Genomic DNA, 15,357 nt, shown 5'->3' with positions numbered 1-15,357 from the left:
TCGTGGTCCGGGCAGGTCGGGGTGGGGGTCAGTTGATCCGGATGAGCCGGGCCTTGAGGACGGCGAGCAGGCCGCCGTTGACGGTGACGTCCGTGGTTCCGTTCACCTTCACCGACCGGCCGCCGATGCTGACCCCGGCGGTGCCGTCGATGTCCACCTGGCGGCCGGACACCTTCACGCTGCCCTTGCCGGCGTCCAGCGTGATGCCGGCCTTGTCCAGGACGACGGAGGTCAGCGGCCGCCCCCGCCCCGCGTACACGGTGAGCTCGATGCGGTCCCGGCGGTCGTCCATGCGTACTTCGAGGCGCTCGTCCCCGGTCACCAGGCGCAGCCCGGAGGGTCCGGGGGCCGCCGCGTCCAGCAGTTCCACGCGGTGGCCCGAACGCGACACCACCGAGCGGCGGTTGACCTTTCCGCTGGTCTTGTCGATGAGCGGCACGTCGTGCGGTGAGGGCTGGTCCACGCCGTTGTAGAGCCCGCCGAGCACGTACGGGCTGTCGAGCAGGCCCTGCTCGAACCCGACGAGCACCTCGTCGTTGACCTCGGGGCTCACCACACCGCCGCCGCCCTTGCCGCCCCACTGGACGGTACGCACCCAGTCGCTGACGTAGGTGTCGTCCAGCCAGGGGAACTTCAGCCGCACCGCGCCGCGTTCGGAGCCGTTCGGCTCGCGCACGTCCGTCACCACGCCGATCGCCAGTCCCGGGATGCGCGGCCCGCGGCCCGGCGCGTTGGCGCCGGTCACCAGGCCGGCGAGGGAGCGGTCCGGGCTGGAGCTGACCCACACGGTGGTGCGGTAGCCGCCGTGCGGCTCCAGGACGTGCTGCACCGCCGTGGCCGTGTACCGGCCGGAGAACGCCTGTCCCACGTTGCCGAGGGCCACCGCCTTGCCCGCGCGCAGCAGCGGGTTCCCCTCGGCCACCGCCTCCAGCTCGCCGAAACCGGAGCTGATCCGGTCCGCCGCCGCCTTCGCGACCGCCGTGGTCTCGGCCTGCGTCCGGTACGGGGTGTCGGTGACGGCCACGGCCGACTTGCCGAAGCGGGCGGCCAGCGCGGGGCTGAGACCCGGCACCACCGTGTCGCTGACCACCGACGGCTGCTGGGCGACCAGCGGCCGCTTCGTGGTCACGTCCCAGCCGCGGACCTGCACGGTGGACGAGCCGTCGGCGGCCGACAGTGCGGCCCGCAGGGCGAGGAGGTTCCGCCCGTACTCCAGGACCAGCGGGTTGCGCACGGCCGACGTCGACGGGGCGGGCGCCCCGGACGCCTTCACGGGCCGGGTGAACTGGAGAAGCCCCTGGTCGTCGACGCGCACCTGGGCGCCGCTCTCGCCCGCGAGGTACTGCAGGAAGTCCCAGTCGGAGACGTTCGCCTGGGACAGCTGCTTGTAGGTGACCGGCGCGGCCTCCACCTTCCCGACGGAGAGCCCCGCTCCGGCGGCCACCTTGCGGACGATGGCGGCGGCCGTCATGTTCCGGTACGCCACGACCTTGCGGCCGCGCTGGAGGCGGTGCGCCTTGGAGTAGGCACGGACGACGGTGAACGATCCGGTGCGGTCCCGGTCGATCTCCAGGGCCGTGACCTCGCCGTTGAACAGCCGCTCCCGCGCCTGTCCCTTTACGGTCATCACCGACACCCGCAGCGGGGAGCCGATGGTGATGCCGGTGGCGCGCAGGAACTCGTGGTCGGGGTCGCGGTAGGTGAGGACGGCCGTGTCCGGCAGGCCGACGTTCTCGTCCACCACGCAGCTCACCAGTTGTGCCGCCCAGATCTGGGGCAGTTCGCCGGGGGCCTCCACGATCGGGTCGGCCGCGAACGACCGGCCTCCGGGCTCGGACCCGCTCACCGCTGCTCCTCCTCGCCGTGCTGGTCCTGCGTGCCCGGCACCACGATCTCGGTGCCGGGGACGAGAGCCATCGGGTCGTCTATGCCGTTGGCCTCCGCGATGACCCGCCAGGCCGTCGCGTCGCCGTACTCGCGCCAGGCGAGCATCGCCAGGCTGTCGCCCGCCACGACGATGTGCGTGCTGCGGGCGGTCCGTGAACCGGAGGTCGGGTTCTGGCCCGGCGGGTCGACGCTCGCCTCCTCGATGGACAGCGAACAGGTGGCCCGCAGCGGTTTCCCGTCCACGTCGAAGAGCGTGTACGACACCGAGAGGTTCGACAGGACCCCGTCGAAGGACGTGGTCCGCGCGCTGCCCCATTCGAAGCGCACCCAGGGGCTCGCCGGCTTCTTGCGGCCGAGGCTGGCCGGGGTCGGTACGCACGCCTTCATCAGCTTCTCCACCGCCTGCTCCACCGAGTTGTCGTGGGTGGCGGTCGCGTCCAGGAACACCTCGAGGCTCAGGGTGCGCGGACCGCTGCCCACGAACTCGGGCAGCGCCGACTGCCCGGCCATCCGGGACGGGGAGCGCCGCCACTCGGTGGTCTTGCCCAGCTGCAGGGTCGACGGGTTGAACTGGAGGTCGAGCTTCGCGAGCACCCCGCCCGGCTTGGCCCCGACCGAGGCCGGCGGCTCCTTGAGGGTGAGCTGGGCCCGGGCGCGGCTGGCGCGTGCCGATGAGGCCATGGCGGGGTTCCCTTCGAGGGCGGGCGGGGAGGTGCGGGAGGACGAGTACGGGGCGGGCGGGGCCGGGGCCGGGGGCCTGAGCCGGGCGGGGTGCCCGGGGGTCAGCTGGGCAGCAGCCCTTGGTGGGCGATCTCCAACGTCTCCACCGCCGCGGCGGAGTTGGCGGGGTCGAAGGACGGACCCTGCCAGCGGACCGGGACGATCCCGAACACCTGCCAGCTGATGATCCGGCTCAGATCGGGCCGCAGCGCCACGATCTCCCCGTCCTTGGGCTCGACCCGCCGCAGCGTCTCGTCCAGCCAGCGGCCGATCTTCGCCGTGTCCGCGGTCACGGGCCGGGTCAGGGTGATGTTCGACCAGGTCACGCGGCCCGGCAGCTGCCAGGTGAAGCCGTTGTTGCCGCCCTCGGCGTAGCTCTCCATCTCGACCTCGGCGCCCATGCCGGCGCAGGTGTGGAAGGCGCCCAGGTCGTTGCCGCCGATGGCCAGCCGGAAGAACACGCTGGTGGCGAAGATGTTGTCCGTCATGGGTCCGTCGTCCGTTTCTCGTTCGTACGCGTTCTCAGCGGCGGCCGTCGAAGGGCCGGCCCGCGCGTTCCCGGCCGCGCCGCAACTCGGTGCGCAGCAGCCGGGAGACCGGATCCAGCAGGCGGCGTGCCAGATCGTCCAGGTCGGAGTCGGGGACCTGGTGCGCCGGCGCCGCTGCCGCTGCCGTTGCCGGTGTCGCGCGCCGGTCGGGCGGGGCGGTCCGGGTGCCCCCGGGCGGGGGCCCGGAGCTCACGGCCGGTCCGGGGCCGGTCCGGGGCCCGGCCGGGGCGCGCTGCACGGGCGGCGGAGGTACGGGGGACGGTGTCCCGGGGCGCACGACGGGTACGGGCTGCGCCGACGGGGTGGCCGGCGCTGGCCGGACCACGAGCGGCGGTGCGTGCGGGCCGGTCACCGGGAGGGACGCGGCCTTCGCGGGCGGCGCGGGGCGCACGGCACGTACGGCATGCACGGCATGCACGGCGTGCGGGGCCACCGGGCGCGGCCCGTCGACCGCGGCCCGCTGGACCTGTTGCGGTGCGGCCGCCGGGGTGGGCCAGCGGGCCGGGACCACGGGACGGCCCGCCGGGCGGGCGGCGGCGGGGGCGGCGGCGCTCCCCATGTCACGGGTGCCGAGGGGCAGGGGCCGGGCCGCCAGGAGCTGGAGGGTGCGGTGCGCGGCGGGCTGCGGGGCCATGCCCGGGCCGGTGACCGCCCGGGCGACGACCGGCCGGGCGACGACGGGCGGCACCGGGTGGGCGGCCCCGGGGGGTGCACCGGGGCCGCCGGTTCGGAGGGCGCGCGGGGCGGCAGGGCCTGCCCCGAGCACGGGTGCGTGACCCGGCCGCCCCGACGGCGCACCGGGCGCGGCTGCGCGCTGTACGTCGGCGGGGGAGCCGGGCCGGGCCGCCCGGGCCCGGGACGAGGCGGAAGCCGGCGGCGCGGCACTCGGCGGCAGCGCGGGCAGCGGCGCCCCCAGGCCGGTACGGACCCGGGGCGTGGACCCGCGGGTCGCCCCGGGCCCGGCACTGCCGGGAGCGGCGGCGCCCTCGGCCGCGGGCTCCGCCTGGCGCTGGACGACGGGCATCGCCGGGGTGGTCGGGGGAGTCGCTGCCGGGCGCCCCGACGGCACGGCCGTGGCGGGCAGTTCGGTGAGCGGCGCTCCGAGCGGTGCGCGGGTCCTCGTACGCCGCACGGGCTCGGGGCCGCCAGTGCCGCCCGCGGCGGACGGTTCGGTGCGAGGCGCCCGCGCAGGCGTGCCCGGGTCGGCGGAGGGCTCGGCCTGGCGCTGGACGACGGGCATGGCCGGGGTGGGCGCGGGTGCCGCGACGGGGTGGCTCGACGGCGCTGCTGTGGGCGGCTGTTCGGCGGCATGGGCGCCGAGCGGCGGACGGCTTTCCGTGCGCTGCTGCGGGGCGGGCTGCGCGGGTGTGGCGGCGCCGGCGGCCGTCGGCTCTGCCTGGCGCTGGACGACGGGCATGGCCGGGGTGGGACGGCCCGAAGGCGTGGCGGCCGGGGAGGGCACGTCGGTGACCGGCATGACGAGTGGCGGACGGCTCTCCGCACGCTGCACGGGCGCCGGGGCGCCCGGGGCAGGGTGCCGGGGGTCTTTGCCGCCGGGGTCGGCGGTGGTGGTGACAGGCGGACGGTTGCCCGTGGTGGTGGCGGCGGCTTCGGCCGCCTGCTCCGCCTGGCGCTGGACCACCGGCATGGCCGGGGTGGGCGCGGCGGCCGGGGCGGGATGGCCCGAAGGCGTGGCCGTGGGCGGCAGCTCGGTGACAGGGGCGCCGAGTGGCGGACGGCTCTCCGCACGCTGCACCGGTGCCGGGGCGCCCGGGGCGGGCTTCTCCGGGCGGTGCTGCGCGCCACTGCCGTCGGGTGTGGCGGCGCCGGCGGCCGCCTGCTCCGTCTGGCGCTGGACGATGGGCATGGCCGGGGTGGATGCCGGGGCCGGAGCGGGGTGGTCCGAAGGCGCGGCCGGGGAGGGCAGTTCGGTGACCGGCATGCTGAGCGGCGGACGGCTCTCCGCACGCTGCACCGGTGCCGGGGCGCCCGTGGCGGGCTTCTCCGGGCGGTGCTGCGGGGAGGGCTGCGCCCCACTGCGGTCGGGTGTGGTGGCGCCGGCGGCCGCCTGCTCCGCCTGGCGCTGGACCACCGGCATGGCCGGGGTGGACATCGGGGGCGCGGCGGGGTGGTCCGACGGCGGTGCCGTGGGCGGCAGTTCGGTGCCGGGCGTGCTGCCGAGCGGTGCGCGGGCGCCCGCCCGCTGTACGGGTGCGGCCGGGGCGGCCGTGGGCGTGTGCACGGGGCCGGGGGCCGGGCGGAGGGCGGGTATGCGGCGCCCGGGAGTGGCAGGCACCCGGGCGACGGTCAGCGTGCGGCCGACGGCGCGCGGCCGGACCACGGGGGTGCCGGAGTCCGTGGCGGCGCGGGGCGCGGTCGCAGGAGCGGTCGCGGACCGCTGGACGGGCGGCGGACCGGAGCGGGACGGGACGGCACCCCCGGCGGACGTTCCCCGGCTCCGCGATGCGTCGGGGACCACCGCGATCCGGCGGACCACCGGGAACCGCGCAGGCGCCGGCGCGGGGCCGACGGTCGCGGCGGGGCCGGCCGCGGCCCGCTGTACGGCGGGAGCCGGCGTGCCGAGTACGGCTGCGGGGTGCGCGGGAGCGCCGCCGCGGGCGACGACCGGGTCGGGCCCGGCCGGACCGCCCGGTCGGGACGGCGTGGTGCCGGGCGCGGGGGACTTCGGGGAGCCGGGTCGTACCCGGCCCGAGATCTGCGGGGCCTCGGCCGTCCGTGACGCACCCGGAGCCGGGGACGGCTCCTCCTCGTGCGGCCGGTGCAGCGCCCGCAGCAGCAGTGGGCCGCCGCCGCCGGGGCCGCTGCGCGGACCGGCGGGGCGGGTGACCCCGCGTACGAGGCCCGCCGGGGCGGACGGCAGCAGGGCGTGGGCGAGCCCGGTGTCGAACGACGGATCGCGCCACGCGGCCAGGCCCGACCGGAACGCGAGTCCGTCGCTGACACCGATCGCCGCGCGGGCGACGGTCAGTGCGGGCGGCGCCGTCATGCGCCAGCCGCCGTCCCAGTCGCCGGGCACGGCCCCGCCCTGCACGGCCCCGTCCCGTACGGCAGTCGTGCCGCGCGAGGCCTCCGGCGCCGCGGCCGCGGCCGGGGTCGCGGAATCCGGCACGGCGGTGCGCCGACGCAGCCTGTCCCGCCATGCCATGCGTTCAACCGCCTTCGTTCACACGGGTGTTGATGCGAGCTATCTCGTTGACCCACTCCTGGCGCTCGCCGTGGGTCAGGTCGAGGATCTCGTCGCGTTGCCAGTGGAAGTGGTAGGCGATGTACGCGATCTCCTCCCTGAGCCGGGGGAGGGCGTACGTCACGATTCCCCCAGGCGCCCACCGGAGAGGTCGACCTCGAAACCGCCTTCGCAGTGCGGGCAGGTGACGGCCGCGCGGGTGTGCCCCTCGCTGTTGACGCGCCGGTAGAAGTCCTGGAGGAACGCGACGTCGGTCGCGTACATCCGTTCCACGATCCCGGCGTGCACGTCGGTGATGGTGCCGAGCCGGGTGATCACCTGGCTGAGCAGCACCACGCTCAGGTACGCCGGGTTCTCCTTGACCCGCAGGTCGATCTGCGGGCGCAGTTCGTCGCGGGCGGTGGCCAGGCGCATCGAGCCGTGCCGGTGCACCGTGCCCGCTTCGTCGACGTATCCGCGCGGCAGCTCGAACTCGAACTCCGTGCGCAGTCCGTGGTCCTCGCGCCCCGCCGGAGCGGCGGCGGCCGGGGGTGCGGGTGCGGCCGCCGGCTCCGGGGCCGTCGCGGGCGCAGTGACCTGGAGGATCTCCTCCAGGTTGCCCGCCGTCACCGTACGGCGCCTCATTCGACGATGATCTCCTCGAACACGATGGTCACGGACTCGGTGGCCGCGGCGGACTCGCCGGCCTTCAGGGAGGGGCCCTCCCACTTGGAGGCCCAGCCCTGCATCAGCTGGATGCGGCGGACGGTGGCGCCCGTGGAGTCCTTGATCTCGATGGTGAGGTTCTGCCGAGCGGTGTCGACGGCGCCGTTGTTCAGGGTCTCCTTGATCCACTTGGTGAACTCGCTGCTCTTGTCGAGTCCCCGGGTGATCGTGACCTCGCCCGCCTGGCGCGCGCCGGGCTGCTTGCGGATGATCTGCTTGCCCTCCGCGCTGACCTGGCGGACCTCGACGACCTCTTCCTCGACGGTCAGGCCGCTGATCTCCTGGATGGATTCGACCAGGTAGCCGCCGAGCTGGACGCCGAAGATATGGGTGGAAAGAGCATCGCCCTCTGCCATGACTGTCCTTCACCTTTCCTTGCTGCTGCCCCGGAGGGTCACTCGTCGATGAGGCTGGTGCTGTCGGAGAACTGGGCCAGCCGGAACACCACGAACTCGGCGGGCTTGACGGGCGACACACCGATCTCGCAGACCACGCGGCCCTGGTCGATCGATTCCTGCGGGTTGTTGTCCCGGTCGCACTTGACGTAGAACGCCTCCGCCGCCGTGCGGCCGAACAGCGCGCCGCGGCGCCATTCCTCGGTGAGGAACGCGGTGACGTTGCGCCGGATGCTGGACCAGAGCCGGTCGTCGTTCGGCTCGAAGACCACCCACTGGGTACCCAGGAGGATGGACTCCTCCAGGTAGTTGAAGAGGCGGCGCACGTTCAGGTAGCGCCAGGCCGGGTCCGAGGAGAGGGTGCGGGCGCCCCAGATCCGGATGCCACGGCCGGGGAAGGCCCGTACGCAGTTCACGCCGATCGGGTTGAGCAGGTCCTGCTCGCCCTTGCTCAGGCGCAGTTCCAGGTCCACCGCGCCGCGGATCACCTCGTTGGCGGGGGCCTTGTGCACACCGCGCTCGGCGTCGCTGCGCGCCCACACACCGGCGACGTGGCCGCTCGGCGGGACGGTCGTGTTGCGCCCGGCGGCCGGGTCGAAGACCCGCACCCACGGGTAGTAGAGGGTGGCGTAGCGGGAGTCGTAGCCCGCCTCGTCGTTGCGCCAGGTGCGCACCTGCTGCGCGGAGAGCCCGGGCGGGGTGTCCAGGACGGCCACCCGGTCGCCCATCTGCTCGCAGTGCGAGATCACCGCGAGCTGTACGGTGCGTACGCCCTCGGAGTCGATGTCGCCGCGCTGGTAGGCGCTCATCAGGTCGGGCACCGCGACCATGGTGATCTCGTCGATGGTCTCCAGGCCGGCGAACCCGGTGCGGGCGGCGGAGTCGCCGACGTACTCGGCCGGGTCGAGCCGGGCCACGCCGCCACCGGCGGTCGCAGCGGGCGACGTGGCGGAGGCGTCGGGCACGGCGACGGTCTGCCCGGCGGGCCGGGTCTGGGTCGCGCCCCGCTGCTCGGTGACCTCGATCAGCTTCGAGGCGCGGGCCTGGGTGACGAGGTAGCCCTTGACGTTCTTGCGGGCGGACACCTCGTAGCTCTCGGCCACCTGGTCGCCCTGGCGGACCAGGATCTTGAAGCGGTCCTCGGGCGGGTTCTCGCCGTCCGCGTCGGCGATCTCCACGGAGACACCGGCGACGCCCGGCCGGGCCGCGATCAGGAAGCCGCCGAGCTCGACGGGCTCCGCCGCGCGGGGCTGGGGGACGGTGCCCGCGGCGGCCGGTGCGGAGGTGTCCTGCGCCTGCCCGCCGACGCGGACGACGTAGGCGGCGCCGCCGCCGTTGGCGAAGTACCCGTAGACGGCGTGCGGCAGGTAGGTGCCCTCGGTGAAGCCACCGAACCGCTGGGAGTACTGGTCCCAGCTGGTGACCAGAGTCGGCTCGTGGAACGGGCCGCTCTGGGCGAAGCCCACGAACGCGGCGACGGCGGTGCCGACCCCTTCGATCGGGCGAGCACCGGACTGCACCTCCTCCACGTACACGCCCGGGGTGAGGTACGTCGGCATGCTCGCTCCTTCGGGTTACAGCTTCGTCATCAGGTCTGACCACAGCCTTTCCGCCGGCCGCCGTCCGGGACAAGGTCGTTCGGACCTGGCCGGGGGCAAGTGCGCTGCCCTCCGCGTCGCCGCGTCCGGGCCGGCCAGGCACCGGGCTGCGCCCGGCGGCCGGCGCCCCGGCTCACAGGCCGGTGACCTGGCCCACGTACGGCCCGAACTCGCCCTCCAGGACCAGGCGGCCGAGCTTGCGGTACTCCTGGGCGACCGCCGTCACCACCTGGCTCATGGTCAGCGGTTCGCCCGACGCGGCCGCGAAGTAGGCGGCCGTCACGGCGCAGGCCCGGATGGAGCCCCCGGCCAGTTCGAACCGGTCCGCGCAGAAGCCGAGATCGAGGTCGCCGGCCCGGGGCAGCCGGTCGCCCAGGCACCGCTCCCACAGGGCCAGGCGCTGGGCGGCGTCGGGTACCGGGAAGTCCGCGACCACGTCCAGGCGGCGGGTGAACGCCTCGTCGAGGTTGGCGCGCAGGTTGGTGGTGAGGATGGCGATGCCGTCGAACGACTCCATCCGCTGGAGCAGGTAGGCCGACTCCATGTTGGCGTGCTTGTCGTGGGAGTCCTTCACCTCCGAGCGCTTGCCGAAGATCGCGTCGGCCTCGTCGAACAGCAGCACCGCGTTGACGGCCGAGGCCTCGGTGAAGATCCGCTCCAGGTTCTTCTCGGTCTCGCCGACGTACTTGTCGACGACCGTGGACAGGTCCACCACGTACAGGTCCATGCCCAGGTCGGCCGCGACCACCTCGGCGGACATGGTCTTGCCGGTGCCGGAGGATCCGGCGAACAGCGCGATCACCCCGCGTCCGCGGCCGCCGCCGGGCCGCATGCCCCACTGCCCGAGCACCTGGTCGCGGTGGCGGGCGCGTACGGCGAGTTCACGCAGCCGGCGGTGGGTGGGGGCGGGCAGGACCAGGTCGTCCCAGCCGACCGCGGGCTCCACCCGGCGGGCGAGGCGGGCGAGTCCGGCACCGTTCTGGGCCCGTACGGCGGTGCGCAGGCCCTCGGGGGAGAGCGGGCGGCCGTCGAGCGCGGCGGTGCGCACCGCGGTGTCGGCGGCGCGTCGCAGCTGCCCGGCGTCGAGGCGGTGCGCGGACACGGACCGGGCCAGCGCAGGGATGTCCCCGTCGGCGCCGCTTCCGGCGGCGGCCCCTTCCAGCGCGTGCCGCCAGCGGGTGACGTGCCGGTCGGGGGTGGGGGCCGCCACCGTCAGGGTGACGGGGGTCTCGGCCGCCCAGGCGGGCTCCCAGCCGCTGGTTCCGTGGGTGAAGAGGGGGATGCCGCGCAGCGCGGTGCACAGCGTGCGCAGGATCCGGGCCCGTTCGTCGGGCTGGTCGGGGAGTTCCTCCAGCGGCCCCAGCAGCACCCCGGCGCCCGTCAGGAGGGCCTCGCGGGCGGTGGTGCGGGCGAGTTCGGGCAGGTCGCGGGCGTGCCGGGCCAGTGCCGCCGGGTCCAGGGCGAGGGGGCCGGGCCCGCACGCGTGCAGTGCGGCGGCGGCCAGGCCTTCCGGATCGCCGCCGCGGGAGCGCAGGTGGACGTGGCGGGTGCCGCTGCCGGCCGCGGCGACGGCGAGCCTCAGCTCGTCCGGGTCGACGGCCGGGTCGTCGTGGGCCGGGCCGAGCACTTCGGCCAGCCGCGGGTCGGGCGAGGCGTCGCCGAGGAGATGGGCGGTGACCCGGTCCGGGACGGCCAGCACCCGTGACAGGGGCGGCCGTTCGGGTTCGGTGACCTCCAGCAGGCCGCCCGCGACGAGCGGTGCGGTGGGGGAGAGGCGGAACCGGGCGGCCGCGGACCCGGTGCGGCCGCACAGTTCGAGGGCGAGGCCGACGGTGGGCCGGCGGCGCGTCAGGTCGTCGTTGAGGTAGCCGTAGAGCCGCTCGAAGCGGGCGTCCAGGTCCGGCGCCATGGCCACCAGGAGCAGGTCCAGGTCGAGCGGTTCCAGCGCGAAGCGCGCGGCGAGGACGTCGAGCGGCGAGCCGGCCGGGGGCGCGGCCGGTGCGGGCGGGGGCAGGGCGGGGCCGGCCGGTGCGTCCAGGATCCGGGCGACCGCCTCGGGCGTGAGGTACTGGCCCCGGTAGGGGTCGTCCGGGTCGGGGTCGACGGCCCGCCGGAGCTCGACCGCCCGGCGTACCCGCTCCTCGACGAGCCGGAGCCGTGCCCACAGGTACGGGGTGGTGTCGGCCGGGGCCGGGGCCGAGGTCGGGCCCTCGGGCGCGGCCGGCGGCGCGGCGGTGTGCGTCACGGCTGTCGTTCCCCCCGTCGCCGGCGCGCGGGTGCGCCCGGCCGTTCCCGTGTTCCGCCGAAGCCCTCGGGCCCCGGCTCGCCCAGCTCGGTGTAGCGCAGCCGGCGCGCGCCCCCGCCCCCGTCGGGTGCGGTCTGCGGTACGGATTGCACGACCAGCCCCTCGGTGACGGGCGGGGCGGCGACCTTGCTGATGCCGGCCAGCGGCGCCTTCACGCGCAGCCCGAGGGAGGGCTTCAGCTCGCCGCCGAGCGCGGACCACACGTCGGACGCGGCCGGTGCGTCCATGCCGGTGCCGCCCGCGTCCACGTCCACGAGCAGGCCGAGTTCGGCGAGCGTGCCGGTGAGCATGGGCGGGGGCAGCGTGTCGGTGCTCACCAGGCAGGAGAGCACCTGGGACAGGAGCCGGTGCTCGTCCTGCGGTCGGCTCGCCCACGCGGTGACCAGGTACGTCAGCTCGAACCAGCGCGGCGGGGTGCGGCGCGCGACGACGAACCCGTCCGCGTCGTACACCTCGCCCGCGCCGCTGCCGCGCCGCGTGTGGTCCTCGCGGATGTCGTACAGGAACACGCAGACCGTGGGTGCGCTGCGGCGCGCCGCCCAGTCGCGCGTCGGGGCGTCGAAGACCACCTCGACGCCCGATGCCTCCAGGCCGGACTCCGCCAGCAGCCGGCGGAGCCCCTCGTCGACTTCGTGGATCACCGGCGGGTCACCTCGTCGGGCGGCTGGACCGAGCCGTTGACCACGAGGAAGTCGGTCTGCACCGGAGAGAAGCCGGGGCCGCTCGCGGTGATGATCCGGGGTCCCGTCTGGTCCTTGGCCAGGATCAGCAGCTGGCCGATGAACGTGCCGTCGCGCCGGGGAAGGGTCGGTGCCGCGGCTGCCGTGATGCCCGGCTTCCACGTGAACCGCACCGGCACGCCGGGCGGGAAGTCCTCGCCGCGCACGGAGGTGACGAAGCCGGGCTTGCCGATCGGCGGCACGGCGACGATGCGCGGCTGGAGGATGCGCAGTTGCTGCCGGGCGGTGTTGTCGCGGGGGTCGGCGTCCGTGCCGGTCGTGGTCAGGTCGCCGGTCACCTGAGCGGTGAGCGCCTTGTCCGGGTTGAGGACGACCCGCAGGACGGTCCGGGCGCCCGGCGCCAGGTCGGGCAGGGAGCACTGGCCGGACGCGTCGCAGCCCGGGGGCATCCCGGCGCTCGGTATCCCCTGCGGGAGCCCGATGCGCAGCCGCAGGCCGGTGGCCAGGGCGTTGCGGCCGTTGCGGACGGTGTACGTGACGACGACGCGGCCGCCGACGTAGCCGGGGTTGGGCTGCGCCGTGATGCTCAGTCCGGGGCCGGCCGGGGGCGCGGGCGGCTCCGGCGCGGGCGGGGTCGTCGGCGGGGCCGGGGTCGGCGTCGGCGGGGTGGGGGTCGGCTTCGGGGGTACGGGTGCCTCGCGCACCGGCACGACGGTCCGGCCGGAGTTGTCGCTGGGGCGGGGGTCGATCACGGTGCCGGTGACCGACCAGTCCACCGGCTGGTCCCCGGGGGTGACACCGGTGAGGGTGACGGTGACGGGGACCGTTTTGCCGGGGGGCACCACGCCCAAGGTGCAGGTCAGCGCGGCGGCGTCGCATGTGGCGCCGGGCGCGGTGAGCGTGGTGACGCCTACGCCGAGCGGCGGTGCGACGGTCAGCCGGGTACCGGGCGAGGCCGCCGGGCCCTGGTTGACGACGTCCACGCGGACGGTGGTGGTGTTCCCGACGGTGAGCGGCGGGGCCTTCTCGGGCGCCCGCACCGCGAGGTCCACGGACTGCTGTACGCCGGGCTCCTTCTGGCGGCCCGGCAGGCCGGTGACGAGCAGGTTGTGGTCGCCGGTGGCCACGTCCACCAGCTTCAGCTTCTCCGGGCTGTTGGGGGCGCGGGAGCCGCGGGCACTGAGCACCAGGCTCTTGCCGTCGGCGGTCCACGCGGCGTCGCGCGGCTGGAACGGGCCCTTGGCCGTGGGTTCGGGCAGTTCCCGGCCGCAGGCCCCCGGCACGTCGCGGGCGGCGTCGGGCAGCAGGACCCGGCAGACACCGCCGCCGGCCGCGGAGGCGAGCAGGATGCCGCTGCGCTCGTCGACGCGTCCGCCGCCGTTCTTGCGGTTGAAGGCGATGGTGGCGCCGTCCGGGGAGAAGGCGGGGCTGTCGTCGATGACTTCGCAGGCGCCGGGGCACAGGGTGGCGCTCAGGTCGCGCTGCCGGTCCAGGTGGTCCACGGGCACGGTCCAGATGTGCTTGTTGCCGCCGCGGCCGTTGATGACGAGGTTCCGGGTGAAGGCCAGGGTCGTTCCGTCGGAGGACCAGGTGGGCTGGGCGTCGCCGAGCCGGTCCGTCCCGGCGGGCGGGGTGATCTCGCCGCGGATCGCGCCGGTGGCCGCGTCCGCGATCAGGATGCGCGCGGGGCCCGCGGCGCCGCCGACCCCGCCGGGTGAGGTCCGGGTGAAGGCCAGGAACTTGCCGTCGGGGGAGAACGTCGGGTCGGTGTCCCAGTCCTTGGGGCCGCGGCCGGCGAGCGGCAGGGCCGCCTCGTTGGTGCCGTCGGCGTCCGCCATCCAGATCCGTTCGATCCGGCCGTCGCGGGTGTCCTCGAAGCGGGTCAGTACGATCCGGCGCCCGTCGGGCGTGTAGTTCTGCCGCTCGGTCCACGGGTCGAAGCCGGCGGCGGGCTGGAACAGCGGGTCCTTGGCCGGGTCGGTGTTGCTGTCGGCCGCCGGATCCTCCTTGAGGATGGTCAGGTTGAGGTCCCGGGGGTCGGAGCCGTCCGTCCGGGCGTCCTGGAGGGTCACCACGTGCGGCCCCGCCGCCGAGATCCGCTCGACCACGACGCCGCCGCCGTTCAGCGGGCCGAGCCAGGTGGGCGGGCCGACCTCGCGGTTCTCGCTGAGCACGACCTTGGGCGTGTCCGCCGCATGCGCGGGCACCTGGAAGACGTGGTCCCAGTCGCCCTCGCAGTCACAGGTGCGGTCGGGGCTGAGGAAGAGCACGCCGTTCCCGTCGGGCAGCCACGCTGCCCCGTGGGTACGCCAGTTGGCCTGGGCGCCCGCCAGCAGCGGACCGCCGCCGCGCCCGTCGGTCCAGCGCAGGCGGGGCCCGGCCGAGTCGGCGGCGGTCGGGGTGGCGGTGTAGGCGATGACGTCCCGGTTCGCCGGGTTGTCCACCGGGTTCCACACCGGCTCGGTGGCCGTGCCGTTCGCGGGGTCGGTGACGCGGGTGGCGGCGCCGCCGCGCAGGGGGCGTACGTAGACCTGCCGCCCGGCGGCCCGGTCGCTGTCGGAGGAGTACGCCAGGCGTCCGCCCTCCGGCGAGACCGTGGGGTGCTCCTCGTTCGCGGGGGAGTCGGTGAGCCGGGTGAGGCCGGTGCCGTCGGTGCGCACCAGCCACAGGTCGCGCTGAATGCCGCCGGTTGGGGCGCTCTGGGCGGAGTCGAAGACGACCGACCGGCCGTCCGGGGTCAGCCGGGGGTTCGCCGCGTCCAGGCCGCTGGTCAGGCGGCGTACGGAGCCGTCGGCGGAGCGCAGGTAGACCTGCGGGGCCCGCTCGTCGCGGCGGCTCGCGAACACCAACTGGTCGCCGAGTGCGGCGGGCTGGGTGTCCAGATGGACCGGCCCCTCGCCGAACAGCGGGGTGGTGGATTTGCCGGTCGCCACCTTGCCGAGGCTCCGGTGGCGCGTGCCGGCGTACACGACCCTGCCGTCACCGGCGTCGGCCGCCAGGGGGCGCGCCTCGGCGTCGCCCGGGCCGGTGGCCGCCGTCACCGCGAGCAGGGGGACCAGCAGCAGCAGTGGCGCGCCGGCCCTCCCCCAGCGGCGTCGACGACTGCCAGAGCCACCCGTGCCCATCACGGTCCACCTCACAGTCAGGTACAGCATTCAGGTATGACGCCGCCACTGTGCGTCCCGGTACGCGGGGCGGGCAGGGCCGCGGGGCCGCACCCGGGGGAAGCGACGGGTGCGCTTTCGGGCAGTGGGCGTGCGGGCCGCCGGGGCGGCCGGGGCGGGCGGACCAAGCGGTCCGGGATCCGGCTTCCG

The 15,357-nt window shown here is 75.6% G+C and carries 11 protein-coding genes; all 11 read right to left on the bottom strand.

Annotation, left to right across the window (positions count from 1 at the left end; translation table 11 throughout):
- Positions 1-28 precede the first annotated feature (28 nt).
- Positions 29-1,846, bottom strand: a complete 1,818-nt coding sequence (locus tag B6R96_RS15780) for a VgrG-related protein (RefSeq protein WP_030388069.1) — start codon at positions 1,844-1,846, stop codon at positions 29-31.
- On the bottom strand, positions 1,843-2,568 hold the full coding sequence (locus B6R96_RS15775; protein WP_030388070.1) for a CIS tube protein: 726 nt from the start codon (positions 2,566-2,568) through the stop codon (positions 1,843-1,845). Before B6R96_RS15775 ends, B6R96_RS15780 begins: the two co-directional genes overlap by 4 nt.
- Before the next feature lie 101 nt (positions 2,569-2,669).
- Complete coding sequence (locus B6R96_RS15770) at positions 2,670-3,095, bottom strand: phage tail protein (RefSeq protein ID WP_030388071.1); 426 nt, start codon at positions 3,093-3,095, stop codon at positions 2,670-2,672.
- A gap of 34 nt (positions 3,096-3,129) precedes the next feature.
- Positions 3,130-6,321 (bottom strand): hypothetical protein, encoded by a 3,192-nt coding sequence (locus B6R96_RS15765; RefSeq protein WP_081522743.1) that lies wholly within the window; start codon positions 6,319-6,321, stop codon positions 3,130-3,132.
- A 4-nt stretch (positions 6,322-6,325) separates the two neighbouring features.
- Positions 6,326-6,484 (bottom strand): DUF6760 family protein, encoded by a 159-nt coding sequence (locus B6R96_RS37690; protein WP_184791610.1) that lies wholly within the window; start codon positions 6,482-6,484, stop codon positions 6,326-6,328.
- Entirely contained in the window at positions 6,481-6,984 is a 504-nt protein-coding gene (locus tag B6R96_RS15760; protein WP_030388072.1) for a zinc-ribbon domain-containing protein, read from the bottom strand. Before B6R96_RS15760 ends, B6R96_RS37690 begins: the two co-directional genes overlap by 4 nt.
- Complete coding sequence (locus B6R96_RS15755; RefSeq protein WP_030388073.1) at positions 6,981-7,421, bottom strand: phage tail protein; 441 nt, start codon at positions 7,419-7,421, stop codon at positions 6,981-6,983. The genes B6R96_RS15760 and B6R96_RS15755 overlap by 4 nt, the downstream gene beginning before the upstream one ends.
- Positions 7,422-7,459: 38 nt before the next feature.
- Complete coding sequence (locus B6R96_RS15750) at positions 7,460-9,019, bottom strand: phage tail sheath family protein (protein WP_030388074.1); 1,560 nt, start codon at positions 9,017-9,019, stop codon at positions 7,460-7,462.
- Positions 9,020-9,191: 172 nt separating this feature from the next.
- Positions 9,192-11,303, bottom strand: coding sequence for an ATP-binding protein (locus tag B6R96_RS15745; protein WP_203351630.1), 2,112 nt, complete (start codon positions 11,301-11,303; stop codon positions 9,192-9,194).
- A complete protein-coding gene (locus B6R96_RS15740; protein WP_081522742.1) occupies positions 11,300-12,004 on the bottom strand; it encodes a DUF4255 domain-containing protein in 705 nt (234 codons plus the stop codon). Before B6R96_RS15740 ends, B6R96_RS15745 begins: the two co-directional genes overlap by 4 nt.
- The gene (locus tag B6R96_RS15735; RefSeq protein ID WP_081522741.1) at positions 12,001-15,168 is read right to left on the bottom strand and encodes a DUF11 domain-containing protein; all 3,168 of its coding nucleotides are present in this window, start codon (positions 15,166-15,168) and stop codon (positions 12,001-12,003) included. The genes B6R96_RS15740 and B6R96_RS15735 overlap by 4 nt, the downstream gene beginning before the upstream one ends.
- Positions 15,169-15,357: the final 189 nt, after the last annotated feature.

Source organism: Streptomyces sp. Sge12 (assembly GCF_002080455.1).
Taxonomy (GTDB): domain Bacteria; phylum Actinomycetota; class Actinomycetes; order Streptomycetales; family Streptomycetaceae; genus Streptomyces.
The sequence above is the reverse complement of the archived record's forward strand: the minus strand, read 5'-3'. Positions and strand labels throughout refer to the sequence as shown.

Excerpts from the sequence above, each read along its gene's own strand:
- B6R96_RS15765 (WP_081522743.1), bottom strand. The coding sequence starts at position 6,321 with ATGGCATGGCGGGACAGGCTGCGTCGGCGCACCGCCGTGCCGGATTCC.
- B6R96_RS15735 (WP_081522741.1), bottom strand. The coding sequence starts at position 15,168 with ATGGGCACGGGTGGCTCTGGCAGTCGTCGACGCCGCTGGGGGAGGGCC.
- B6R96_RS15760 (WP_030388072.1), bottom strand. The coding sequence starts at position 6,984 with ATGAGGCGCCGTACGGTGACGGCGGGCAACCTGGAGGAGATCCTCCAG.
- B6R96_RS15750 (WP_030388074.1), bottom strand. The coding sequence starts at position 9,019 with ATGCCGACGTACCTCACCCCGGGCGTGTACGTGGAGGAGGTGCAGTCC.
- B6R96_RS15755 (WP_030388073.1), bottom strand. The coding sequence starts at position 7,421 with ATGGCAGAGGGCGATGCTCTTTCCACCCATATCTTCGGCGTCCAGCTC.
- B6R96_RS15775 (WP_030388070.1), bottom strand. The coding sequence starts at position 2,568 with ATGGCCTCATCGGCACGCGCCAGCCGCGCCCGGGCCCAGCTCACCCTC.
- B6R96_RS15770 (WP_030388071.1), bottom strand. The coding sequence starts at position 3,095 with ATGACGGACAACATCTTCGCCACCAGCGTGTTCTTCCGGCTGGCCATC.